General features: G+C 58.2%; 22 protein-coding genes and 1 tRNA gene. 7 read left to right on the forward strand and 16 right to left on the reverse strand.

Annotated elements, in window-relative coordinates; all coding sequences use genetic code 11:
• Window positions 1-71: 71 nt before the first annotated feature.
• The 5 genes from HUO12_RS10270 to HUO12_RS10290 form a co-directional block, all read right to left on the reverse strand.
• Window positions 72-1,685: an NAD(P)/FAD-dependent oxidoreductase gene (locus tag HUO12_RS10270; RefSeq protein WP_332310400.1), complete on the reverse strand. Its 1,614-nt coding sequence runs from the start codon at window positions 1,683-1,685 to the stop codon at window positions 72-74.
• A gap of 86 nt (window positions 1,686-1,771) precedes the next feature.
• On the reverse strand, window positions 1,772-2,398 hold the full coding sequence (locus HUO12_RS10275; protein WP_176273517.1) for a PilZ domain-containing protein: 627 nt from the start codon (window positions 2,396-2,398) through the stop codon (window positions 1,772-1,774).
• A gap of 165 nt (window positions 2,399-2,563) precedes the next feature.
• Window positions 2,564-2,650: transfer RNA gene (locus HUO12_RS10280), tRNA-Leu, on the reverse strand.
• A gap of 136 nt (window positions 2,651-2,786) precedes the next feature.
• A complete protein-coding gene (locus HUO12_RS10285; RefSeq protein WP_176273518.1) occupies window positions 2,787-3,068 on the reverse strand; it encodes an integration host factor subunit beta in 282 nt (93 codons plus the stop codon).
• A 223-nt stretch (window positions 3,069-3,291) separates the two neighbouring features.
• Window positions 3,292-3,624: a GntR family transcriptional regulator gene (locus HUO12_RS10290; protein ID WP_176273519.1), complete on the reverse strand. Its 333-nt coding sequence runs from the start codon at window positions 3,622-3,624 to the stop codon at window positions 3,292-3,294.
• Between the two features lie 221 nt (window positions 3,625-3,845).
• On the opposite strand from HUO12_RS10290, the gene HUO12_RS10295 reads away from it, so the two are divergent.
• The 5 genes from HUO12_RS10295 (at window position 3,846) to HUO12_RS10315 (ending at window position 10,455) form a co-directional block, all read left to right on the forward strand.
• The gene (locus HUO12_RS10295; protein WP_176273521.1) at window positions 3,846-5,714 is read left to right on the forward strand and encodes a peptide MFS transporter; all 1,869 of its coding nucleotides are present in this window, start codon (window positions 3,846-3,848) and stop codon (window positions 5,712-5,714) included.
• A gap of 24 nt (window positions 5,715-5,738) precedes the next feature.
• Window positions 5,739-7,136, forward strand: coding sequence for an amidohydrolase (locus HUO12_RS10300; RefSeq protein ID WP_232367369.1), 1,398 nt, complete (start codon window positions 5,739-5,741; stop codon window positions 7,134-7,136).
• A complete protein-coding gene (locus HUO12_RS10305) occupies window positions 7,133-8,455 on the forward strand; it encodes an amidohydrolase family protein (protein WP_176273522.1) in 1,323 nt (440 codons plus the stop codon). The genes HUO12_RS10300 and HUO12_RS10305 overlap by 4 nt, the downstream gene beginning before the upstream one ends.
• Before the next feature lie 127 nt (window positions 8,456-8,582).
• Window positions 8,583-9,257: an NnrU family protein gene (locus HUO12_RS10310; protein WP_176273523.1), complete on the forward strand. Its 675-nt coding sequence runs from the start codon at window positions 8,583-8,585 to the stop codon at window positions 9,255-9,257.
• A gap of 124 nt (window positions 9,258-9,381) precedes the next feature.
• Window positions 9,382-10,455, forward strand: a complete 1,074-nt coding sequence (locus HUO12_RS10315) for an MlaA family lipoprotein (RefSeq protein ID WP_176273524.1) — start codon at window positions 9,382-9,384, stop codon at window positions 10,453-10,455.
• On the opposite strand, the gene HUO12_RS10320 is transcribed toward HUO12_RS10315, so the two are convergent.
• From HUO12_RS10320 to HUO12_RS10330, 3 genes are read right to left on the reverse strand one after another with little or no spacing between them, the layout of a single operon-like run.
• Complete coding sequence (locus HUO12_RS10320) at window positions 10,425-11,234, reverse strand: alpha/beta hydrolase (protein ID WP_176273525.1); 810 nt, start codon at window positions 11,232-11,234, stop codon at window positions 10,425-10,427. The genes HUO12_RS10315 and HUO12_RS10320 overlap by 31 nt on opposite strands.
• A gap of 2 nt (window positions 11,235-11,236) precedes the next feature.
• Entirely contained in the window at window positions 11,237-12,034 is a 798-nt protein-coding gene (locus tag HUO12_RS10325; RefSeq protein WP_176273526.1) for a crotonase/enoyl-CoA hydratase family protein, read from the reverse strand.
• Between the two features lie 11 nt (window positions 12,035-12,045).
• Window positions 12,046-12,378, reverse strand: a complete 333-nt coding sequence (locus tag HUO12_RS10330; RefSeq protein ID WP_176273527.1) for a winged helix-turn-helix transcriptional regulator — start codon at window positions 12,376-12,378, stop codon at window positions 12,046-12,048.
• 79 nt (window positions 12,379-12,457) lie between these two features.
• Here HUO12_RS10330 and HUO12_RS10335 point away from each other — a divergent pair, with 79 nt between their 5' ends.
• Window positions 12,458-12,928, forward strand: coding sequence for a PaaI family thioesterase (locus HUO12_RS10335; RefSeq protein WP_176273528.1), 471 nt, complete (start codon window positions 12,458-12,460; stop codon window positions 12,926-12,928).
• 79 nt (window positions 12,929-13,007) lie between these two features.
• On the opposite strand, the gene HUO12_RS10340 is transcribed toward HUO12_RS10335, so the two are convergent.
• The 8 genes from HUO12_RS10340 to rpe all read right to left on the reverse strand — a co-directional run bounded on the left by HUO12_RS10340 (window position 13,008) and on the right by rpe (window position 22,091).
• Window positions 13,008-13,907 carry an FkbM family methyltransferase gene (locus tag HUO12_RS10340; protein ID WP_176273529.1) on the reverse strand — a complete coding sequence of 300 codons (900 nt, stop codon included), beginning with the start codon at window positions 13,905-13,907 and terminating at the stop codon, window positions 13,008-13,010.
• A gap of 130 nt (window positions 13,908-14,037) precedes the next feature.
• Complete coding sequence (dxs, locus tag HUO12_RS10345; RefSeq protein WP_176273530.1) at window positions 14,038-15,972, reverse strand: 1-deoxy-D-xylulose-5-phosphate synthase; 1,935 nt, start codon at window positions 15,970-15,972, stop codon at window positions 14,038-14,040.
• Window positions 15,973-16,071: 99 nt separating this feature from the next.
• Window positions 16,072-16,542 (reverse strand): Fur family transcriptional regulator, encoded by a 471-nt coding sequence (locus HUO12_RS10350; RefSeq protein WP_176273531.1) that lies wholly within the window; start codon window positions 16,540-16,542, stop codon window positions 16,072-16,074.
• A gap of 49 nt (window positions 16,543-16,591) precedes the next feature.
• Window positions 16,592-17,305: a peptide-methionine (S)-S-oxide reductase MsrA gene (msrA, locus tag HUO12_RS10355; protein ID WP_176273532.1), complete on the reverse strand. Its 714-nt coding sequence runs from the start codon at window positions 17,303-17,305 to the stop codon at window positions 16,592-16,594.
• Complete coding sequence (locus HUO12_RS10360; protein ID WP_176273533.1) at window positions 17,302-17,460, reverse strand: hypothetical protein; 159 nt, start codon at window positions 17,458-17,460, stop codon at window positions 17,302-17,304. The genes msrA and HUO12_RS10360 overlap by 4 nt, the downstream gene beginning before the upstream one ends.
• A gap of 418 nt (window positions 17,461-17,878) precedes the next feature.
• The gene (gene purH / locus HUO12_RS10365; protein WP_176273534.1) at window positions 17,879-19,468 is read right to left on the reverse strand and encodes a bifunctional phosphoribosylaminoimidazolecarboxamide formyltransferase/IMP cyclohydrolase; all 1,590 of its coding nucleotides are present in this window, start codon (window positions 19,466-19,468) and stop codon (window positions 17,879-17,881) included.
• A 5-nt stretch (window positions 19,469-19,473) separates the two neighbouring features.
• A complete protein-coding gene (locus tag HUO12_RS10370; protein WP_176274411.1) occupies window positions 19,474-21,420 on the reverse strand; it encodes a heparinase II/III domain-containing protein in 1,947 nt (648 codons plus the stop codon).
• An 8-nt stretch (window positions 21,421-21,428) separates the two neighbouring features.
• Window positions 21,429-22,091, reverse strand: a complete 663-nt coding sequence (gene rpe, locus HUO12_RS10375) for a ribulose-phosphate 3-epimerase (RefSeq protein WP_176273535.1) — start codon at window positions 22,089-22,091, stop codon at window positions 21,429-21,431.
• Window positions 22,092-22,341: 250 nt separating this feature from the next.
• Between rpe and HUO12_RS10380 the strand changes: the two genes are divergently transcribed.
• A complete protein-coding gene (locus HUO12_RS10380; RefSeq protein ID WP_176273536.1) occupies window positions 22,342-22,878 on the forward strand; it encodes a DUF2141 domain-containing protein in 537 nt (178 codons plus the stop codon).
• Window positions 22,879-22,908 lie beyond the last annotated feature (30 nt).

The following is a 22,908-nucleotide window of genomic DNA, read 5'->3' on the forward strand; positions in this document are numbered from 1 at the left end:
GAAACTATGACAGAACACGGTTAAGAAACTGCCAATTCGCCATGCGTAGAGCGAGCCCGTGCAAGCGTCTGTTATGCCTGCTTTTTGATGCGCTCGGGTACTTCTCGAACAGAGGCAAGTGCCGCTTGCTGATCCGGGTTAGGACGCGGATTGTCTTCGCTGGGACGCGGCGCTCTTTCCGGCAGAGTAGCCTCTGCACCTTCATTGCCCGCCTCGTGATACTCTGCATCTTCATTGACGCACCAGATGTCGTAAACACGCTCGCCGGCGAGAATATTCTCCACCGTGAGCATCGCTGTCATCATCGCGTGATCCTGATTGTTGTAGCGGTGCATGCCATTGCGACCGACTAGGTGCAGCGTCGGATATTTTGCTTCCAGCTCGCGGCGCATCGCATCGACATTCGCTTCGTAATCATCGTCATAGACCGGATAGGCCTTCTCCTGACGGACAACCGCGCCGCCCGTAACCTTGGCAGGGTCGCACAGGCCGAGCACTTCCATTTCGCGCGTCGCTTGCGCGATGAGGTTCTCGTCCGAAGATGACCACAGGCCATCTCCTTTGAAGCAGAAATACTCAAGCCCGACACAGGCCATGTCCTCGTCCGGGATCATTTCCGGCGACCAGCTGCGGAAGTTCTGCACGCGTCCGACCTGCACCCGCTCGTCATGGATGTAGATCCAGTTGTCAGGGAAGAGGTCTTCCGATTTCACCATCAGGGCGACGGTCAGGAAGTCGCGATATTTGAGCTCGCTTGCCTGTAAAGTTGTATCGGGCAGCGGGTGCAAGCGCTTGGAGAGCTCGCGCATCGGGGCGGAGCTGATCGCGTGCTTCGCTCGGATGACGACTTCGCCGCTCTTGCTAGAAGCGCTCATCCGCCAGCCGCCCTGGCCATCGCTTGAAAGCTGCTTGAGGCCGTGCCCCATGAATAGCTGGCCTTTACCGGTTGCGAGCATCTTGTCGCGCGCGGCATCCCACATCATGCCGGGTCCAAGCCGCGGGTAGCGGAAGGTCTCAAGCAGGGTCTTGGTTTCCATGCCGTCATTGGGCTTCTTGTTGAGGCCGAGTGAGCGCTTGAGCCCGTCAATGACTGCGCTCCACAAGGACAGACCCTTGATGCGCTGTGCCGCCCAATCCGCGCTCATTTCATCGCACGGCATGCCCCACACCTTCTCGGTGTAGGTCTTGAAGAAGATCGAATAGAGCTTGTAGCCGAACTGGTTAGTAGTCCAGTCCTCGAAGCTCTTCACCTCTTTGATCGGGAAGAGCTTGTAACGCAGATAGCTGAGCATGCAGGCGGTCGAGCGCAGGATGCCAAGATTGCGAAGCGCTTCAAATGCGCGCAGCGGGTATGAGTAGAACTTGCCTTCGTAGTAGATGCGGCTCATCCGCGGACGCTGGATGAAATCATCGGGCAGGATCTCGTTCCACAGGTCCACGACCTCTTGCGACTTCGAGAAAAACCGGTGTCCGCCAATATCAAACCGGTAGCCTTCGTGCTCGACCGTACGGCTGATGCCGCCGACATAGGTCTCATCCTGCTCGATGATTGCAACGCTCTTGCCTTGCTTGGTCAGCAGATAGCCAGCGGTCAGGCCCGCCGGGCCAGCGCCGATGATCGCGACATCGACGTCGACGGTTTGATCCTTACCAATTGCGTCCGTGTCAGATGGAAATTGTGGCACGGGTCCCCCTATGTGTATCGCGCCACCGGGAGTGAAGGAAATTGGTTACTGGCTCGTAAACATCTGAGAAAATTGCGTGCGGAGCTTTATTCGCTCAGTAGCGCTGGTGCTTGTAGCTGTGCCGCAAGCTGGGCGAACTGAGAGAGGCTGAAAGTGTCATCGAATACAACGCCATATTGCCCTTGGCTGCGCCACCGCACTTTCGCGCGCACTTTGTCTAGCCCTTCGCCAGACAGCGTCAGGGACTGATCGATCGCAAACATGCCATCGCATGCAATCCGGGCACCTTGTTGGGAGATGTTCTCCACCATCGCTTCAAATCTTTCGCCGCGCGATGTCACATCAAGGGGGAATGCAATCCCGAACCGAAGTCCGCGCTTGGGGAATTCGCCCACTTCACTGATGAAGCGATCAACCGCAACGTCCTGCTCGAATTCGAAGCCGGCTTCGCCGGGTTCTTCCCAGACGCGCTTGATCGCGAATTGCTCGCCGCTCTGCAGCTCCAGCGCTAGCGCCCCGCTCCGCGGCAAACGGTGAAACAATCGCATGCTGACACCGGTGTTCGAGACATCACGGATCACGCCGACAAATTCGCCTTGGTGGGCAATGATCTTGGCGGCGCGAATAAGCAGAGTGAAGCGCGGCGCAGTGCGCTGCTCGGCACCATCGGCCGTGTCTTCCGGACTTGCCGGCTCGATCGCTGCAAACTTCATTCTTGCCAACCCTAGACCAGCCGCAGTCGTTGATGTGCTGCAGCTTTACTCTATGCGCGATACGCTTACTTTCAGCGCCATACAGCGCTACGTATTACAGCGGGAGCGCGCGCTAAGGATTAGCGATAAGGGTTAAGCGATGGCCCTGAGAACGTAACGATTTCATGGTGCGGGTGGCGAGACTCGAACTCGCACGATCTATAGGATCAGGGGATTTTAAGTCCCCGGCGTCTACCATTCCGCCACACCCGCATCACGCGCTGACGAAGACTGCCAGCGGCAGGCCTCCACTAGCGAGCCGCACAGGAACCCGCAATCGCGCAAAGAACCGTAAGACGCATTTCCTGCGGTAACGGAGCGGATTATTTGGTGTCAGCGAAGTGAGCGCTTAGTCGTCGTTGAGACGGCGGCGCATTTCCTTACCGGCTTTGAAGAAAGGTACGCGCTTCGAAGGCACGCTAACGGTTTCGCCGGTACGCGGATTGCGACCCTGCCGCGCTTCGCGTTCACGCGTCGAGAATGCCCCGAAGCCACGCAGTTCGACGCGGCCTCCTTCGACAAGGCGATGCGAAATCTCTTCGAAGAAAATATCGACAACCTGCTCGACTTCTTCAGCCCGAAGCTCGGGGTTGTCGTCATGCAAACTCTGCAGCAATTCTGATCTAATCATGTCGCACTCCCGATTGCTTGATTAGCCACTCCATGGCGCCGCACTGCAATCGTTTGAAGGTTGCCCTTCTGTTACCCCCGCTTCTTCCAGCCACGGCGACCTGCCGATCCGAAGCAAAATGACCGTGCCAGAGACGATGCCGCTTCGCAAGGCTTTCGCTGGAATTTGTTAATTGCGAATTAACCGCAGTTTTGAGCCAAAAAGTCCGTACTTCTAGCTGCTGCTAGACATCGGCGAGCAATGCGCGAACATCAATACCCAACCGGTCGAGCCGCTCACGGATTTCCGGCCATTCTTCGCTGAGGAACTGATCGCGCTCGGCTTGACGCAGTTTCTCCGCTGCGCCCTTCACAACATACATGCCAACGCCGCGCTGCACCGCGACAAGACCGTCATTCTGAAATTGCTGATATGCCTTAGCGACTGTGAGCGGATTTGCGCCTTGCTCAGCCGCTAGCGCGCGCACGGATGGCAACATTGCGCCTTCAGCGTAATCGCCTTCGATAATGGCGGCTGCGATCTGGTCGCGCAGTTTCAAATAAACTGGTCTGCTCATGTCTTATGTCCCAAGATTAGGTGCTACAGTGACATAATACAGCGAGGCGCGTCAAGTTCCCGTCGACTGCAAAGTGGTTTCGCCGTTCGTCGAAAATTCGGTTGCGGTTGAAACTAAGGCTTCACTCTCGCGATTGAGCCGTTAGGGTGCGCTGCGGATCGAGGCCTGAGTGAGTGGGATCGCGCAGGGCCGCAAGAATATAGGGACGGGATCATCGATTTATGGGCGAGCTCAAAGAATTTGCGCTGTGGAACTATGCCGACTGGGCCGCACTCGTTTCGGGGCTAGTATTGGCGGTTTTCCTTGTTGGTGGTGCGTGGGCCATCACACGCCCGAAAGAAGAAGTCCTTGGCCACCCCAAGGGACTTTATATGTTGTTCTTCGCAGAAATGTGGGAGCGTTTCTCCTACTACGGGATGCGAGCTTTGCTCACGCTTTACCTCGTGAAACATTGGCTGTTTTCCGACAGCTCGGCCAACCTGATTTATGGCGCATATACAAGCCTCGTCTACATCACGCCAGTGCTTGGTGGCTGGCTAGCCGACAAATACCTCGGCCAGCGCAAGGCTGTCTTATTCGGCGCGGTACTGCTAACCGCCGGTCACTTTTTCATGGCGTTTGAAGGCAATGGCTCCGGTTTCGAGAATGACCCGACCGTAAACGTCTTTTGGTTAGCTCTCGCCTTGATCATCGTGGGCTCTGGGTTCTTGAAGGCGAACATTTCCGTGATGGTCGGGCAACTGTATCCTCGAACGGATATCCGCCGCGATAGCGCATACACAATCTTTTACATGGGCATCAATCTGGGGGCGGCAGCGGGCGTCCTTATCGCCGCCTACATTGGCGAGACTGTAAGCTGGGCGTGGGGGTTTGGGCTTGCCGGCTTCGGCATGCTTCTCGGGCTTTTCGTATTCGTGCTTGGAAAGTCACTCTTGCGGGGCAATGGAGAGCCGCCCGTACCGTCTAAACTGACACAGAAAGTAGGTGGAATTAATCTCGAATGGGCGCTTTACCTAGTCGGATTGCTGGGTGTCGCAATTATCTGGGCGCTCATTCAGTACCAAGAGGCGGTGGGTTGGATACTGCTTCTTTCAGGCATACTTTTGCTCGGCTACGTCCTTCAGCAGGCGCTTTACAAATTACCCGGCGAAGACGGAACATTAAGTGCAGGTTCTACTCAGAATGTCTTTTACGGCGGCGTACTCGTATTGCTCTTTGCTGCTGTATGGATGTTTGTGCAAAACGGCACCAATACCGTCTCGAACATTGCTGGAATTGTCGGATTGAGCTTGGTTATTGGCGCAAGCTTCATGGAGGCACGTAAAAGCGAAAATTTCGCACGAGATCGCGTTTTTGCGATGATTTTTGTGATCTTGCTGATGCCACTTTTCTGGGGGCTGTTCGAACAGGCAGGCGGATCTATGAACCTGTATACCGACAGGTATGTGGATCGTGGTGGAATTCCGACTACCTTCTTCCAATCAATCAATCCCATCTACATTATTCTTTTGGCACCCCTTTTCGCTGGATTATGGCAGTGGATGGCGCAAACTGGGCGGGAACCGTCAGCAATTGCCAAGATGGGTTTAGGCATCGTCCAGATGGGCTTGGCTTTCCTAGTTTTCGTTTGGGGCGCTGAGCAGTTCAGCGTCACCGGAGAGACCGGTGCGTTGTTGACCCCGGTCCTTTTCCTCTTCCTGTTCTATCTGCTTTCTACGACTGGCGAGCTTTGCCTTTCTCCAGTGGGGCTTTCGGCCATGAACCGTTTGTCCGCTCGCCATATGGCGAGCCTCATGATGGCTGCTTTCTTCTTCGGCACAGCGGGAGGCAATTATGTCGCAGGCTTCATGGGTTCATTGATGGGCGAAGGCGAGGGTGGAGATATGACCCGTGAGGCGGCTTTGGAAATATATTGGGCAATGGGTCTGGTAGCTGTTGGCGTAGGGGCCTTCGTCACAATCATCAGTCCGCTTATCAAGCGTCTGATGCATCTCGATACGCTCAAGGACGAAGACGATCTGCTGGGAAATGCAGAACTGGGTGAGCCTCAGGCGGGTGGTGTCCATCCGGCTACTCGGGCTGCCGACTAAGCTCGCCAATCAAGGAGAATGGCAATGAACAGGGTCTCGCGCTTAATGCTTACTGCAGGAGGCGCGCTGGCGCTGGCTGCTTGCTCCACCGCCAATGCAGGGAGCGACAGCTCTGAGGTTGCAAGCGCATCGTCGGCAGCGATGACGCTTCCGGATACGCCCGACACCCCTTATCCATCGACATACAAGCCTTACCCCGGCGTGCCGACGGCTTTGGTCGGCGCGACTGTGTTCGATGGCACGGGTCGGCAGTTTGACAACACCACTGTGCTGTTTCGCGATGGCAAGGTCGAGGCTGTGGGAAGCGGCTTGGACACAAGCGGCTACAACGTGATCGACGGATCCGGCAAATTCGTGACGCCGGGCGTGATCGATATCCACTCTCACCTGGGCAACTATCCCGACCCATCGGTTGCCGCGCATAACGATGGCAATGAAGCCACCGCGCCAACGACCCCCGATGTCTGGACAGAGCATTCCGTCTGGCCGCAGGATCCCGGCTTCAGCCGCGCGCTTGCTAATGGCGGTGTCACTAGCTTGCAAATCCTGCCCGGCTCAGCCAACCTCATGGGCGGCCGCTCTGTCACTTTGAAGAATGTCTATGCGCGCACCGTGCAAGGCATGAAATTCCCGGGCGCACCCTATGGCTTCAAGATGGCTTGCGGCGAGAACCCCAAGCGCGTCTATGGCGGAAAAGGTCGCAAGCCTTCGACCCGCATGGGCAATTTCGCGGTCAATCGCCAGACGTGGCTCGATGCGCGCGCTTATGCGGAAAGCGAAGACCCCAAACGCGATCTCGCCAAGGAAACGCTCGCCGGTGTGCTCGCGGGTGATATCCTTGTCCATAACCACTGCTATCGCGCAGACGAGATGGCGTTCGTCATGGATATGGCGAAGGAGATGGGATACCGTGTGACCGCTTTCCACCACGCGGTCGAAGCCTACAAGATCGGCGATTTGCTGCGCGAAAACGACGTGTGCAGTGCCATCTGGGCGGACTGGTATGGCTTCAAGATGGAAGCCAATGACGGCATCCTGGAAAACGCAGCGCTTCTCCAGAATGCGGGTGCTTGCGTGGTCATTCACTCGGACAGCGCCAATGATATCCAGCGCCTCAATCAGGAAGCGGCGAAAGCGCAAGCCGCTGGCAAGCGTATGGGGATCGATATCTCCGATGCAGAAGTGATCGGCTGGATCACTCTGAACGCGGCGAAGGCGATGGGGATCGACAACATGACCGGCAGTCTTGAGCCCGGAAAGATGGCAGACGTCGTGCTCTGGAATGGCGATCCTTTGAGCGTCTATTCACGCCCTGAAAAAGTCTGGGTCGACGGCGCATTGCTGTTCGATGCTATGGACCCCAAACGCAGGCCGGTGAGCGATTTCGAGCTGGGCCAACCTGGTGCGGGAGATGTGAAATGAGCAAGCTAGCCAAGACATTCGCGCTCGCCGCAGCATCCGCACTCGCATTCTCCGCCAGCAGCGTTGCAGCGCAGGATGTCGTCATCACCAATGCCACCCTTGTAACCGGCGATAGCAGCGAGCCGATCGAAGGCGGAACCGTTGTCGTCCGCAATGGCAAGGTCGTGAACGCAGGGGCTAATGTGAGCGCACCGACGAACATTCCGACGGTCGATGCCGAAGGAGCCTGGGTGACGCCCGGCCTGTTTGCCAGCGTCACGACACTCGGCATCTGGGATGTAGGGGCGGTCACCCAGTCAAACGATAGCAGGGCCTCTGGTTCACCGTTCAGCGCAGCGCTCGATGTCGCGCCGATCGTCAATCCGAACTCGCAGAATATCATGATCCACCGTGCAGCAGGCATCACACGTGCTGCTACAACGACGGTACCTTCCGGATCGATCTTCGCAGGCCAGGGCGCGATTATCGATCTCGATGCCGATGGCGAGCCGGTGACCAAGGCGCGCGCGTTTCAGTTGGTCAATCTGGGTGAAGGCGGCGCTCGGATCGCAGGCGGCAGCCGCGCTGCGACGCATGTCTTGTTCCGTGCAGCTCTGAGGGAAGCGCAAGCGCTTTCAGGACGCTCGGGTACGCCTGAGACCACGGAAATCGCAAAGGGTGACGGTGTCATGCTCAACCGCTTCGACGCGGAAGCTTTGAAGCCCGTCGTGTCAGGCCGTCAGAAGCTGTTCGTTGCAGTTGAACGCGCGTCGGACATTCGCAGCGCGATTGCCTTGAAGAAGGAGTTCCCGCGGCTTGATATGGTGCTGGTGGGCGCGAGCGAAGGCTGGCTCGTCGCAAGTGAGATTGCAGCAGCAGGCGTTCCGGTTCTCGCCGATGCGCTCGATGCGCTGCCCACAGGCTTTGACCAGCTCGCTGCTACGCAGAGCAATATCGGTCGTATGAAAGCAGCGGGCGTCAAAGTCGGCATCAATGTGTCTGGCGCTGAGAACCCGCGGCGTTTGCCTCAGCTGGCAGGAAATCTGGTCGGCCTTGCAAAAATGCCTGGCGCTTTGGGCCTGAGCTGGAGCGAGGCATTCGCCTCGATCAGCTCCATCCCTGCTGAAATCAGCGGCATGGGCGGCCAAGCGGGCGTCTTGAAACGCGGAGCGGTGGGCGATGTCGTCATCTGGGATGGTGACCCGCTGGAAGTCACATCTGTGCCGACTCGCGTGTTCATCGATGGCGTGGAACAGAGTTTTACTAACCATCAGACGCAGCTGCGCGAGCGGTATCGTGATCTTGACGAAAGCGATCTGCCAAAAGCCTATGATTGGTAAACTGAAAGCACTCGCTGTCACGGCTTATCGCTGACAGAGGTCATTTCGTCGGGGTTAACCGCCCCGCCGAAGCTTGCCTAACCGCAGATTTTATGTCCCCATGGCGCGCATAAGCGAGGTGGGACTTATGAATTCTGCGCTGGTTGAACTGATCGCAGCCAATATTGCCTTTGTCGGCACGCATTTCGCAATGTCGCATCCGCTGCGCGCGCCTTTGGTCGGCATTATCGGCGAGCGCGGCTTTCAAGTGCTGTATACCGTTGTCAGCTTTGCAACCTTGTTCTGGGTGGTAGCGGCCTATGGCAAAGCACCGGCTGCTGACCTTCCCGGTTCCGGCACAGCGGGCTGGGTCATCGCATCCTTGCTCACTATCCCGGCGCTTGTCCTGCTGCTCGGCTCTTTCATGCGCAATCCTGCCTTGCCCATGCCACGGGCCGCTGATCAGGCACGCAAAGAGCCGCGCGGCGTCTTCCTCGTCACACGCCATCCGATGATGTGGAGCTTTGCGCTGTGGGCGGCGAGCCATGTTATCCTGTGGTGGAACTGGCGCAGCGTCGTCACCGCGCTGGCGATGGGCTTCCTCGCTCTGGTGGGCGCGCACCTTCAGGACCGCAAGAAACGCACACTGATGGGCGAGGCGTGGAAGGCCTGGGAGAGCCACACGAGCTACTGGCCGCGCTGGAGCAAACTGTTTTCAGTAGGCTTGCTCTGGTGGGCTCTCGGCCTAATGACCTGGGTGCTACTGACGTATGTGCATATGGTTTATGGCGGGGTGCCGGCAGGCATTTGGCGCTGGTTCTAAGTCCGGTTCTTGTAATCCTTTAATCCCCAAGCTTTTTCACAGGCTTGTTATGACGCGTTAAGCCAATGTTTGCCTTGAGAGTTTTATCAGGGCAATGACTTCGCGAGGGGCGAAAAGGATTCGGATGGCCATTGCGCTCACCACTGCTGCATTGATAGCAACCGCCACGCCGCTCACACTCGCGGCGCCCCTACCCGTGCACATGCAGAGCGCCGATGCAGTCGCTGCTCAGCCCGCTCCGGAAGAAGCGCCTCCTGCGTCTGAGGCGGAAAGCGAGGCGCAAGCCCCACAACAGGATGTGGAGGAGCAGGATACGCCAGTCGATCCCAACGTGATCGTTGTGTCCGGCGCGAGTGATGCGCGCAAGAAAGACCCGCTGGTCCAAGTCAATGAAACCGCCTTTGCCATTACACAATCGGTGGATGCCGCGCTGGTAGAGCCGATTGCCGATGTTTACGAGGACGATATTCCGAGCCCGATCCGCAAAGGTCTGCGCAATTTCTTCCGAAACCTGCTGGAGCCGGTGACAGCACTCAATTACTTCCTGCAGTTAAAGCCTGGCAAAGCATTCGAAACGCTTGGCCGATTTGGCCTCAACTCGACGATCGGCGTAGCAGGACTGTTCGATGTGGCGAAGAAAGAGCCATTCAACCTGCCTTATCGCCGCAATGGTTTTGCCAACACGCTCGGCTATTACGGCGTTGAGCCGGGACCCTTTCTGGTTCTTCCCTTGGTCGGCGCGACCACTTTGCGCGATTTGATCGGCGGCGGGATCGATCAATCTTTTCTGCCGCTCGCAGTCGGCAAACCTTTTGGCACACCACTCTATGCCGTTCCCGCCTACACAGTGAATTCGCTAGAATTCCGCATCGAGTTTGATCAGCGGCTCGAAGACATCAGCAACAGCGACGATCCCTATTTCGCTATGCGCGAGACCTATCTCTGCCAGCGCGAAGCAGACATTGCTGCGCTGAAGAATCGTCCGCCGCCGCGCGATTGCAGCATCGAAGCGATCATGGGGCTGGACGAAGGCACGATCGAGCAACTCACTCAGCCTGCGCAGGATACGTCTTCAGTGGAAGCGATGGCGCCAGAGCCTGAGCCAGCTCCTCCGGCGATCCGCTATGTAAGTAATCCGGTGATCCAGCCGCTGCCTGCGGACTATGTTCAAGCGCCTCCGCCGCCGCTCAGCAATTGATCAAGCCATTCAAGCTGCGCACGCTGGCCGTCTTCGCTGAAGGATAGCGCATGGCCAGCGCCTTCGACTGCTACGAATGTCGCTGCCGGCGATAGTTTCGCCAATGCCTCTCCATGCTCAAACGGGACAACATTATCTGCCGTCCCATGCATGATGAATATCGGCATTTCGAGCGCATCGATCTTGCTCGCGTTGTCGAACCGGTCGCGCATCAAGAAATGCGCTGGCACAAAAGGGAGCGCGTCCTGCGCGACGTCCGGCAGGGAAAGAAACGGAGCAGTCAGCATAAGCGCGCTCGGGCTATATTCGCTTGCCATTTGCACAGCAGTACCGCCTCCGATGGAATTGCCGACAATGATTGTGTCCGCTGGCGCAATGCCTTGCTCCGCGAGCCAGTTCATCGCAGCGCGGCCATCTCGATAGAAGCCTTGTTCGCTCGGCTCACCCGAATTGCCGCCATAGCCGCGATATTCGACCAGCAAGAGGCCGTATCCCGCGGCTGCAAGCGAGCGAGTAGCGTTTGCTGCAGCGAGCAATGTTCCACCATTTCCATGGAAGTAGACGATGGTGGGTCGGCCAACCTGCGCCTGCCGCGTAAAGGCGCGCAGGCTCAAGCCATCCGCAGTCTCAAGCGCAATGACGTCAAAGCCAGGTGCTGGATCGACCGCGTATTGCGGGGCCGGATAGATAAACCGGTCCTGCATCGCCCATAGGATCACGACCATGATTGTGTAGGCAACCAAGACAGTAACGGCCAGGCGCCCGAGCTTGCGGAGCATGGCTACTGGCCTTTGAATTGCGGCGTGCGTTTTTCGATCAGCGCGTCGACACCTTCCATGTGATCGTCCGTCAGATGCATGAGCGCTTGTGTGTTTGCGGCCATCTCCAGCGCGGTATCATAGCTCGTTTCGCGGCCTTGGCGCATCAGGTTCTTCGCATGGCGCAGCGAATGCGGTGGCAGCGCTGCGACTTTGCTTGCAAGCGCGCGAGCTTCCTCCATTAAGGCGTCAAGTTCCACCACACGGCTGACCAAGCCCCAGTCTTGCGCTGTCGCTGCGTCGATAACATCCCCGGTGTAGAACAATTCAGCCGCACGCGCTTCGCCGATGATGCGCGGTAATATCCACGTGCCGCCATCGCCCGGAATGATGCCGAGTTTGAGGAAAGTCACACCGAACTTCGCTTTGGCGCTCGCGATCCGCATATCGGCAAGGCATGCGACATCGCATCCGAGCCCGATTGCCGGGCCATTGACTGCAGCAATCACTGGCACGCGCAAGCCATAGAGCGAACGCAGGATGCGGTGGATGTTGTTGCGATAGCCGTCGGAAATGCCGGGCGGTGTGCCGCCAAAAGTGCCGCTGCGGGTCTTCATCGCTTTGATATCACCACCCGCGCTGAACGCGCGGCCCGCACCCGTCAGGATGACACAGCGCACGTCCATGTCGCGATTGATCGCGTCGCAGGCGGCAGTGAATTCGTCTCCATCACCATCTGCCCCGAGCGGGTTCATCGTCTCCGCGCGGTCAATCGTGAGAGTGGTGATGTGGTCTGCGTGTTCGATTGTGAGAAGTGACATGCCTTGCGCTCTTAAGCGGAACCAGGCGATGGGTCGAGCAACCATTTGTCGCCCCACTGGCGGATTTCGCTCATGAAAGGCGCGAGTGCTCGGCCTGCTTCGGTCAGACGGTATTCGGCGCGCCTGCCTTCGGGCGGAATGCGTTCGAGAATGCCGTGCTCGACCAGCGCTGCAAGACGCGAGGTCAGCGCTGCACGGTTTATGCCGGTGTTCGGCAGAAACTCCTCGAACCGTGTAGCGCCCAGAAAAGCTTCACGCAGGATCAGCAAGACCCAGCGATCGCCAAGAATGCGTGATGCGCGGCCAACAGGGCATGGTGACCTGGAAGGTTTGAATCTCTCCATGAGTCTGGATTTTAGACTTGACCGGCGCCAGCGCAACGATATTTATTAGTCTTATTTCCAGACTTACAGGAGTTGCCGCATGTCCCGTCCTGGTTTCGACAATGAAGAACAAGTTCTTGATTATATGAAGCGCATTGCAGTTGCCCGGTCCGGCTTCAGCAGTTTCCTCGCGCTAGAACCGGTGCGATGCTGGAACGGCGAGGCTGAAATCGTGATGAAAGTCCGCCCGGAGATGACCCAGCACCATGGTTTCGCGCATGGTGCGATCATTGGATTGATGGCGGATAATGCGTGTGCTTGGGCTGCGAGTTCAGCGGTCGGGGATGTCGTGACCGGAAGCTACACGATCAATTTCCTCGCGCCAGCGAAAGGCACGACTCTCCGCTCGAAGGGTAGCGTTGTGAAATCTGGCAAGCGGCAAGTGGTAGTCCGGGCTGATGTGTGGTCAGAAGACGACAAAGCCGAGCCGGTACTCGTGGCCGTTGCGCAAGCGACCATCGTGCCGACAGGGATCGCAACTTCGAAAGAGACCGTTGAAGTAACGTCGTAAAGGAACGTCTGGCCGACCCAACGCCGACCATGCATATTGCGAGCTTCGCCGCGTGCATTTTCGCCGGGCTTGGCAACCCCTACTTCTGGAGTAAAAGAAGCCAATCGACGCCGCGGCGGTCTGTCATGAGCCGGTCGAAATCCACCGGGTTAACGCTGCCGTCGCTCTCGAGATATTGCGCATAGGGATAGACCTCTCGCAATTTCTGGGCGAACGCATCCGCCTGGCCCCTTACATTGTTGAACTCCATCACAATCAGAGGATTATGGCGGCTGATGGTTTCCTGCATGCCTTCAAAGATTGCTTGCTCGGCTCCTTCTGCGTCGATCTTGATGAAGTCAACGCGGTCAAGATGAGCCACTCTTTCATCAAGCGTTGCCATCGGCACGGGAAAGCGTGTGCCTAGCTCGCTTTCCTCTACCGTTGTTACCTTGGCTCTCCTCATCTCCAAGTGGCCATTCTTCGGCTCGTTCTTGGGGACGAAGAAAGTGCAGTCACCCGCTACATTTGAGAGCGCCACTTCATGCACCGCCGCATTGTGGCTGAACCCGTTGATTGTAATCGCAAACTGAGTTGCATCAGAACATTCCGGATTGGGCTCGAACGCCAGCAATTTCCCTCGAACCCCGACTAGATCAGCCAGCAAAACGGAATAGTATCCGTAGTTCGCGCCAACATCGATCGCCGTCCAGCCGGGTTTGACGTTCTCGACCATCCATCGAGTCAGCCAGATCTCCCAAAATCCATCCATGAGGATATGCGGCGCAAAGCCGGTGTCAGAGGAATTGGTGCGCAAGGTGTAGCGCCCCAAGGCGCGCGAGAGGACCCGCCCCTCGCCAATATATACCGGTGACAGGCGTTCCCGGCACATGATCCCGACCTGGCTATTGGTGTGAGAGAACAGCTGGCGCGGACTGACAAGTTGGCCGCTTTGCAAGGAACGCGACTTGGCGCGAAGCCGCTTAAGAAGTTTCTTCATGGCCATCCTGTGTGGCTCATCTCATGCGCAATTAATAGTGCATGGCAATCTAACCTGCCAGCAGCGAACATGCCGCCAAAGTACAATGCCCTATGAGTAGAATGGAACGCTGGGCAAGCTGTCTTGCCGCTCACGCTCGCGCTTCACCCACCCGTTCATCAGAGCTTGCCGCGTTGTGCCCCAGCGCTGAGAGAACCGTGTCAACAATGCTGTCGGCATCAAGCCCGGCCTCGGCATACTGCTTGTCCGGCGAGTCCTGATCCTGGAAGATATCGGGCAGACGCATGGTACGGATCTTGAGGCCATTGTCGGTCAGGCCGCTATCGCTGGCGAAAGTCAGCACATGCGCGCCAAGACCACCAATCGCACCTTCCTCAACCGTGACGACCACTTCATGTGTGCGCACGAGCTTCTCGATCAGATCTGTGTCCAATGGCTTGGCAAAGCGCAGATCGGCAATCGACGTAGAGAGACCTTTGGCTTCTAGCTGGTCAGCGGCTTTCTCCGCCTCCGCCAGACGCGCGCCCAGCGAAAGGATAGCGACCTTGGATCCTTCGCGGACCAGTCGCCCTTTGCCGATTTCCAGCTTTTGCGGAACCTCGGGCAGCTCGACGCCAACGCCATTGCCGCGCGGATAGCGGAAGGCAATCGGCCCCTCGTCATATTCGGCCGCGGTGTAGGTCATGTGGACGAGCTCGGCTTCGTCCGCTGCTGCCATCACAACCATGTTCGGCAGCGTTGCCAAATAAGTGATGTCGAACGCGCCTGCATGCGTACAACCATCCGCACCTACCAAACCAGCGCGGTCTATCGCAAAGCGCACGGGCAGGTTCTGGATCGCGACATCGTGCACGACCTGATCGTATGCGCGTTGCAGGAAAGTCGAATAGATCGCCGCAAACGGCCGCATTCCTTGCGCGGCGAGGCCAGCTGCAAAGGTGACGCCATGCTGTTCGGCAATGCCGACATCGAATGAGCGGTCCGGATGCGCTTTGGCAAAGCGGTCAACGCCTGTGCCTGACGGCATAGCGGCTGTGATCGCGCAGATGCGGTCATCGGTTTCCGCCAGTTTCGCGAGCGTATCGCCAAACACGTTCTGATAGGCTGGCGGCCCGGGCTTGCCCTTGGCTTTCTCGCCCGTCACGACGTCAAATTTCGGCACGCCGTGATATTTGTCGGCGCTGTTTTCAGCCGGGGCATAGCCCTTGCCTTTGGTCGTCACGACATGAATCAGGACCGGGCCTTGCTCGCTATCGCGCACATTCTCCAGCACCGGGATCAAATGGTCGAGATTGTGGCCATCGATTGGCCCGACATAGTAAAAGCCGAGCTCTTCAAACAGCGTCCCGCCAGTTACCATGCCGCGGGTGAACTCTTCCGCTTTGCCGACCGCCTGGTGGACACGGCGCGACAGTTTGCGTGTGACTTTAGATGCGAGCGAACGGAGCCCGAGATATTCGGACGAAGACACCATGCGCGCAAGATACGCGCTAAGACCGCCCACCGGCGGTGCGATCGACATGTCATTGTCATTGAGGATCACAACCAAGCGATTGCCGGCCTGCTCGGCATTGTTCATGGCTTCATAGGCCATGCCAGCGCTCATCGCGCCGTCACCGATGACCGCGATACCGCGCCCTGGCTGCTTCTTCAGCTTGTTCGCAACAGCAAAGCCGAGCGCTGCTGAAATAGAGGTCGACGAGTGCGCTGCACCAAACGGATCGTACTCGCTTTCCGCGCGCTTGGTGAAGCCGGAGAGACCCCCGCCCTGACGCAAAGTACGGATGCGATCGCGCCTGCCAGTAAGGATCTTATGCGGGTAACACTGGTGTCCAACGTCCCAGACAAGCCGATCGTCAGGCGTATTGAACACATAGTGGAGCGCAACAGTCAGTTCGACAACGCCCAAACCAGAGCCCAAATGTCCACCCGTGGTGCCGACCGCATCGAGCATCTCGCTGCGTAATTCATCGGAAAGCTGGCGTAATTGCTCCGGCGCAAGTTTGCGCAAGTCCCTGGGATAGTTGACTGTATCGAGCAGCGGTGTCTGCAATTGTGACGTCATGGAAGGAGGCCTTACACCCTCAAATCGAAACTGTCGATGAACGCTTTGTCGCTAAAATTGCACGCTTCATCGGTGCAAACGTGCTTGATCTGCATCAAATCAAGCCATGCAGCCACCACAAATGCCGCGAATCTCAACAATCGGGCGACTCGTGGTGAATTTGTTCGCCTTTGCGATGCCTCTCAAAGACTGGCTGATGGCATCATCATCCAAATGCGTGGCTTCGCCGCATTCGTCACAAACGAGGAAAATGCAATCATGCTCGCAGCCCGGATGCGTGTTGGCGAGAAACGCATTGGCGCTCTCGACGCGCATGGCGAGATTGTTCGTCACGAACAGATCCAAAATGCGGTAGACGCTGTTCGGCGCGACGCGCTTGCCGCGTGAAGCCGATAGATTGTCCGCAATGTCATAGGCGGACACAGGCTTCTCATGCCGCATTAGTTCAGCAAACACGCTTTCGCGCATGCCGGTCCATTGCTCGCCCGCGCCGGTCAGCGCCGCGCGCGCAGCGGTGAGCAAATCATAACCTGAATGTTCGTGATGCGAATGATCATGTGCAGTAGCCATGCCGCACAATATAGTGCGAGCCGCAAGCTAAAGCCAGTGGCGGCGCGCCTCAGCTGTCGTCGCGCAGGAACTCCGAACGGAAGTGCTGCGGATACATCTTCGCCAGCGCTTCGACCTTGGGCTTGTCCCATGCGAGGATGTAACCGTGGCGCGGGTTCTTCGCCATGAAGTCCTGATGATAGTCTTCCGCGACATAGAACTTCTTATGCGGCTCGATCGCGGCGACAATCGGCTTGTCCCACACGCCTGACTTCTTCATCTGCGCGAGATAGGCCTTCGCCACTGCGCGCTGCTCTGCGCCCAAGGGCACAAGTACTGTGCGATAATGCGTGCCGACATCAGGCCCCTGGCGATTAAGCAAAGTCGGGTCCGCGCCGACCGAGAAAAAGATCTGCAGCAGCTCGTCATAGCGCACTTCGTCAGGATCATAGACGACGCGCACTGCTTCAGCATGATCGGTGAAACCGGTCACGACCTGCTTGTATGTCGCGGAGGCCGCGCGCCCGCCGTGATAGCCCGATTGCACCCGCTTCACGCCTTTGACGTGACTGAAGATGCCTTCAATGCCCCAGAAGCAGCCGCCTGCGAAGATCGCTGCGCGCAGCTCACCGCTTTCAGTAGAGATACGCTCTGCTGCGGGCGCATTGTATTGCACTTCCCCAGCAGATGCTGGCGTGATGCTGCAAGCCGCAAGCGCCAGGGAAGCGCCAGCTGCGAAGAGAATTTTACTGAGTTGTGAAGCCAGCGGGGACGTCGCTGTCATTGCGCTGAAGTTTCGACCACTTCCTGTTCCGCTGCAAACGCTTGCGGAGCGAGTTCCTGATCCCAATCGGTCGCTGTAGCGGCGCCGACCATCAACGAACCGGCGATAAAGCCAATGGCGAACAGGCGGGTCACTTCTGAGCGAATCATTTGCATTGGAATTCTCGGGTCGGTTCGTGTTGTTGTTCTGCGTCATAGATATCTGCGCTTTCGATATGGTGAACGCGGTGTTTGCTTCTGTTTATTCGGCTTTGGGATCGAATAAGTTACGCATAGCCTCGAGAAAAAGTTGCGTTGCGTGTTCGTGCTACCCAGCCACCCGCGCCCTCCACCCTTCCACCCGGAGCCTACCGGGACACAATCCGGGTGGAAGGGTGGAGGGCGCGGGTGGCTTGGAAACGAGCGTCAGCAAGAAAACCAGATGCAGTCGCGCTTTGACTGCCGTGATTAGGCACCAAACGGCACGAAGCGCAGCAAGGGCGACCGCCCGTCCGCAGTGAGGGCAGCTTGCCTGCCCGGAAGCGAGGATAGCCAAGTGAGCGGACGCGAACGCCGGCGCCTGAGGCCAAACATGCTAATGCCTGAAATGGCGCATCCCGGTGAAGACCATGGCAAGGCCGGCCTTGTTCGCAGCCTCGATGACTTCATCATCGCGGATGGAGCCGCCCGGCTGGATGATCGCGCTTGCGCCCGCTTCTGCTGCAGCCAGCAAGCCATCTGCAAACGGGAAGAACGCATCGGAAGCCACCGCGCTGCCGACAGTCTTGGGCTCGGCCCATTCGTAAGTCTCAGCCGCTTCCGCCGCTTTCATTGCCGCAATCCGCGAGCTATCGCGGCGGTTCATCTGGCCAGCACCAATCCCGGCCGTCGCGCCGTCCCTGGCGTAGACAATCGCGTTAGACTTCACATGCCTCGCTACGGTCCATGCGAACAGGCAGTCCTTCAGCTCTTGGGCGGTCGGCTCGCGTTCAGTCACAACCTTGAGGTCGCTCTCCGTGATCGCGCCATTGTCGCGGGTCTGGACGAGCAAGCCGCCAGTGATCGGTTTGACCGCGAGCCCCCCGCGCCGCGGATCGGGCAATTCGCCGCATTCAAGCAAACGCAGATTTTTCTTCTTCGCGAAGACTTCACGCGCCTCGGCGCTGATGCTGGGAGCCACGATAACTTCTGTGAATATCGCAGCAATCGCCTCTGCGGTTGCGCCGTCAAGCTCCTGGTTGACTGCAACGATCCCGCCAAAGGCGGAGACGCTATCACATTGCAGCGCGGCCTCCCATGCCTCCAACAGAGTTCCGGCCTGCGCCACGCCGCAAGGGTTCGCGTGCTTGACAATGACCACAGCCGGATCGCCGCCTTTGAACTCTGCGCACAGTTCAAGCGCGGCGTCCGCATCGTTGTAATTGTTGTAGCTGAGCTCCTTGCCCTGCAGCTGGGCCGCTTGCGCAATGCCGGACCCGTGCGGACCAACCGGCGTGTAAAGCGCCGCTTGCTGATGCGGGTTCTCACCATAGCGCAGCACGGTCGGCGCCTTGCCGTTGACGGCGAGCATGCCGGGGAAGACCTCTTGCTGGTCGGCAAAGGCAAACCATTGGCTGATCATCGTGTCATAGGCCGCCGTTGCGGCGAACGCCTTGGCAGCCATTTTCTTGCGGAAGTCGAATGACGTCGCGCCGTCCTGACTTTCCAGCTCACCCAGCAGTGTTTCGTAATCCGCCGGGTCCGTCACAATCGTGACATAGGCGTGGTTCTTGGCGGAGCTGCGCACCATGCTCGGCCCGCCAATGTCGATATTTTCGATGACTTCAGGCCGGCCTGCACCTTTAGCAACGGTTGCTTCGAACGGATATAGATTGACCACCACCAGATCGATCGCGCCGATGCCGTGCTCTTCCATTGCCGCTGCATGCGCTTCATCATCGCGCACAGCGAGCAAACCGCCATGCACCTTGGGATGGAGCGTCTTGACACGGCCATCCATCATTTCGGGAAAGCCGGTGAGTCCGGAAATGTCTTTAACCTCTAGCCCTGCATCGCGCAGTGCCTTGGCGGTCCCGCCGGTTGAAACCAGCTCTACACCGCGCGCCGCAAGAGCCTGTCCGAGCTCTGCCAATCCGCTCTTATCGGACACCGACAGCAGCGCCCGCTTGATCGTTACCTGTGCCAACCGGCTCACCCCATTTTCTTGAGCAGCCAGGGGAAGTGCCCCCCGCCGCGCGACGTCAATCCTTCGACCACCAATTGTTCAATTGCGTGTGGGTGGCCATCACCGTCGACCCACAGGCTTTCTTCCAGACTGCATGTGGCGCTCGCGCCATCGCCGCCCAGACGGAATTGCCAGAGAGCGCCGCCGGGCAGCAGCAGGCTTGCACCGCGCTTGTCTTCAGCGAGCCTGACTTCGACCCCGCGCCCGATATGGAAACGGATAGCAAAGCCGATCTTGCCGCGCTTTCCGCGCTTCGCCTTGGGCTCGAGAATGTCTTCGCCGCGCAATTCACTGCCATCGCTGCGCAGCGCGAGAATGCGCCGGTGGAGCAAGCCAAAGCGCGAGGCATAGCCATCATGGCTTGCCTCTAACCGCTGGGCTTGACCCTCCATATCGCGCTGCTCGACTTCGACGACTTCTACGCCTTTGCCGAGCTTGCCATGCAGCAGCACTGCGGTGGAGTTCGCATCGTCAAGCACCAGCGTTGAATGCGCAGCGGTTGCGCGCAAACCTTGCTCGATCCGCGCAGGGACCAGCCCGCCAGCAAGCGCCGCACCGCCGCAGCTCACTATAATACGGTCAGGCCCTTCGGACATTTCAAAGGCAAGCGTAGACGCGCAGCCAAAGCGCGCATGACGCCCCTTTGGCGGAGGAGCCGCATCCATCTGCACTGTCGTTTTACCGCCAGTCAGGCGCTGGAAGCCCCATTCGCGCACGTCCTTCAATGGCCTTGTGCGAATACCGCTAGCATCGATCAGCCCCGCGACGGAATCCGCGCGGATTGCACCAGCGCCGTTCCAGCTAGCCAGTCCACCATCGCCATGCCGCAAGGCCAGCAGCGGCGGAACCAGCAGCTCTCGCATGACATTGAGCGCTTCCGGCATGTCGCGGTCAGTCGCGTCGTAACAGGCCTTGAGATCAGTCAGGATCGCAATCGCATCCATCTGCGCGAGCGGGCTACGCGAAAGCACACCGCCATCCTCGCTAACCAGCTCCCCAAGCGCCCGCACGAGGCCCGCTTCACCGTAAAGCCGCCGCGCTTTGCCTTGCGGAGTGAGCAACCCTACCGCTGTAATTGCAGCCCAACCTGCCACCTCGCCTGAGCGATCCGCCGAGCGCGATGTATTGCGATCCAGCCAGCGCGCGGTTTGCTCGATCACTGTGAGCATCCGCTTGCGCATGCCCGGCTTGCCATCGGAAAGCACGAGCGGCGCATGAACCAGCCAGGCGAGCAAGCGATGCCCGGCATGCTCGACTTCCCAGGCCGCGCCCTTGCCAACGCTTGCCTTCGTCTTGTGATTGGCATCGAGCCATGCTGCGCAAATGCGTTCTGCGATAGGTACAGCCTGCTCGCGCGCGGCGGCAGCCGACAAATCGCGCAACCATGAGAAGCCGTGAATGACCCGCTCAAAAGGTTCCGTCATGCGCGAGGAAGATTCAAAATCCATTTCCTCGATCGGAACCTTCGCGCCGTGGATCAGGAAATGGCCTGCGCGCAAGGCCATGCCGCTCACCCGGTCGCCGCCGAGCGGTGTATCGACTGTCGCTAGCAAGCGCAGCGCGTCGGGCTTGGCAAAAGGTGCCGCGAGCGTCGGGCCGGGCACGCCCAGCCGGTAAGCCAGCCGCAGCAGTCGCTCGCCCGCGCCAACTTTCGGTGGCGCAAAATCACTCAGGACGAGCGCGCGCGAAGGGGCGAGGGGGATCGTCTCTTCATCGACTGGCGCATCGGCAACAGGGTCAGCGCTCTTGGCCTTCAGAGGAACAGCGCGCTTGCCTTGCTTGCCGCCTGTAAGGTCAAGCTCTTGCTCGCGCGGGCCCAATTGACTTTGAGGGGGACCTTTAGGCGCGTCGCTTTCGACCAAGGATTCCTCTGTGTCATGCTCAGGTGACTCAGTCCCGCCTTTCGACAGCATGGCGTCCATCAACCTTCCCCTTTCAAGGCTGCGATGTTGGCGGCGTAGTGCTCTGGCCCACCTTTGAAGGTGGCTGAACCAGCGACCAGCACGTCTGCGCCCGCATCGACACATAGCCGAGCGGTTTGCGCATTCACGCCGCCATCAACTTCCAAATGGATATCGCGCCCCGAATGTTCGATCATTCGCCGCACTGCTTCTATTTTTTTGAGCTGCGAATGGATAAAGCTCTGCCCGCCAAAACCCGGATTGACGCTCATGATCAGAACCAGATCAATCTCATCGATCAGATAGTCCAGCGTTTCAGCTGGTGTGCCGGGATTAAGCGAAATCCCAGCTTTCTTGCCCAGAGCCTTGATCGCCTGGACTGTGCGATGCGTATGTGCGCCTGCTTCTGGATGCACAGTGATGATATCCGCACCGGCTTCGGCAAATTCTTCAAGATACGTATCGACCGGCGAGATCATCAGGTGGACATCAAAGGTCTTGGTAGTATGTGGCCGCAACGCTTTGACGACCATCGGACCAATCGTGAGATTGGGTACATAATGCCCGTCCATCACATCGACATGAATCCAGTCTGCACCCGCTTCGTCAATCGCGCGCACTTCCTCACCCAGCTTGGCAAAATCGGCTGAGAGAATGGAAGGCGAAATAAGCGGTGTGGGCATGGTGGTACCAAAATGCTGCGAGCGCACATGGAATTACGTGTCCGGTGAGTCGCGAACAAGCGGAGCGCTATGCTTATCCACGTTAGCCTTTGGCGGGGAGAGGCCGAATCCGCCGAAAGCAGCGCCTGAACAGTCCGCAAAACGACAATTCAGCCGGAATTCAGCCGCCAATCTTCATAAGGCGGTCAACTCCTGGCGTTATTGCGGCACAGCTAACGCCGTAAGCAGAACTCATAATTGAATTGGAACCATGTCGAATTTCACTCGCCCTTCACGCCTGAAACTGACTGCGGCTGCGCTTGTGCTTGGCGCTGCTGGCTTGGCGGTGTCTGGCTTCGTGCAAGCGCCTGCGCATGCTCAGAGCGCCAGTGAGTATCGCAACAAGATCAGCAACAACATGCGCGCCTGTGCGCCCGGCGGCGGACCCGCCGTGCGTGTGACTGTTGCGGGCATCAAGAGCGCGACCGGCAAGATCCGGGTGCAAAGCTATCGAGGCACTAAAGCGGAATGGCTGGAAAAGGGCCGCTGGCTCAACCGCATTGAAGCGCCTGCCCGAAAAGGGCGCATGGTATTTTGCATGCCTCTTCCCAAGGAAGGCACATACGGCATCGCTGTGCGCCATGATGTGAACGGCAATGGCAAGACCGATATCAGTGAAGATGGCGGCGCGATGTCAAACAATCCTTCGATCAATATCTTCAATCTTGGTAAGCCGAGCTACAAGAAAACTGCGTTTTCTGTAGGGCGCGAAGTCAAGCAGATGACGATCACGATGAAATATATTTGATCGCTGAAAGCGTGGTTTGCTTGCGCGGGC

Origin of the sequence: Altererythrobacter lutimaris, assembly GCF_013371495.1 — a bacterium.
Classification (GTDB): domain Bacteria; phylum Pseudomonadota; class Alphaproteobacteria; order Sphingomonadales; family Sphingomonadaceae; genus Erythrobacter; species Erythrobacter lutimaris_A.

Coding starts and splice junctions, on each gene's coding strand:
- HUO12_RS10295 (WP_176273521.1), top strand. CDS start 3,846: ATGGGCGAGCTCAAAGAATTTGCGCTGTGGAACTATGCCGACTGGGCC.
- HUO12_RS10285 (WP_176273518.1), bottom strand. CDS start 3,068: ATGATTAGATCAGAATTGCTGCAGAGTTTGCATGACGACAACCCCGAG.
- HUO12_RS10335 (WP_176273528.1), top strand. CDS start 12,458: ATGTCCCGTCCTGGTTTCGACAATGAAGAACAAGTTCTTGATTATATG.
- HUO12_RS10310 (WP_176273523.1), top strand. CDS start 8,583: ATGAATTCTGCGCTGGTTGAACTGATCGCAGCCAATATTGCCTTTGTC.
- rpe (WP_176273535.1), bottom strand. CDS start 22,091: ATGCCCACACCGCTTATTTCGCCTTCCATTCTCTCAGCCGATTTTGCC.
- HUO12_RS10380 (WP_176273536.1), top strand. CDS start 22,342: ATGTCGAATTTCACTCGCCCTTCACGCCTGAAACTGACTGCGGCTGCG.
- HUO12_RS10350 (WP_176273531.1), bottom strand. CDS start 16,542: ATGGCTACTGCACATGATCATTCGCATCACGAACATTCAGGTTATGAT.
- HUO12_RS10275 (WP_176273517.1), bottom strand. CDS start 2,398: ATGAAGTTTGCAGCGATCGAGCCGGCAAGTCCGGAAGACACGGCCGAT.
- HUO12_RS10340 (WP_176273529.1), bottom strand. CDS start 13,907: ATGAAGAAACTTCTTAAGCGGCTTCGCGCCAAGTCGCGTTCCTTGCAA.
- HUO12_RS10330 (WP_176273527.1), bottom strand. CDS start 12,378: ATGGAGAGATTCAAACCTTCCAGGTCACCATGCCCTGTTGGCCGCGCA.
- HUO12_RS10325 (WP_176273526.1), bottom strand. CDS start 12,034: ATGTCACTTCTCACAATCGAACACGCAGACCACATCACCACTCTCACG.
- HUO12_RS10315 (WP_176273524.1), top strand. CDS start 9,382: ATGGCCATTGCGCTCACCACTGCTGCATTGATAGCAACCGCCACGCCG.
- HUO12_RS10290 (WP_176273519.1), bottom strand. CDS start 3,624: ATGAGCAGACCAGTTTATTTGAAACTGCGCGACCAGATCGCAGCCGCC.
- dxs (WP_176273530.1), bottom strand. CDS start 15,972: ATGACGTCACAATTGCAGACACCGCTGCTCGATACAGTCAACTATCCC.
- HUO12_RS10305 (WP_176273522.1), top strand. CDS start 7,133: ATGAGCAAGCTAGCCAAGACATTCGCGCTCGCCGCAGCATCCGCACTC.
- HUO12_RS10300 (WP_232367369.1), top strand. CDS start 5,739: ATGAACAGGGTCTCGCGCTTAATGCTTACTGCAGGAGGCGCGCTGGCG.
- HUO12_RS10360 (WP_176273533.1), bottom strand. CDS start 17,460: ATGCAAATGATTCGCTCAGAAGTGACCCGCCTGTTCGCCATTGGCTTT.
- msrA (WP_176273532.1), bottom strand. CDS start 17,305: ATGACAGCGACGTCCCCGCTGGCTTCACAACTCAGTAAAATTCTCTTC.
- HUO12_RS10370 (WP_176274411.1), bottom strand. CDS start 21,420: ATGCTGTCGAAAGGCGGGACTGAGTCACCTGAGCATGACACAGAGGAA.
- HUO12_RS10320 (WP_176273525.1), bottom strand. CDS start 11,234: ATGCTCCGCAAGCTCGGGCGCCTGGCCGTTACTGTCTTGGTTGCCTAC.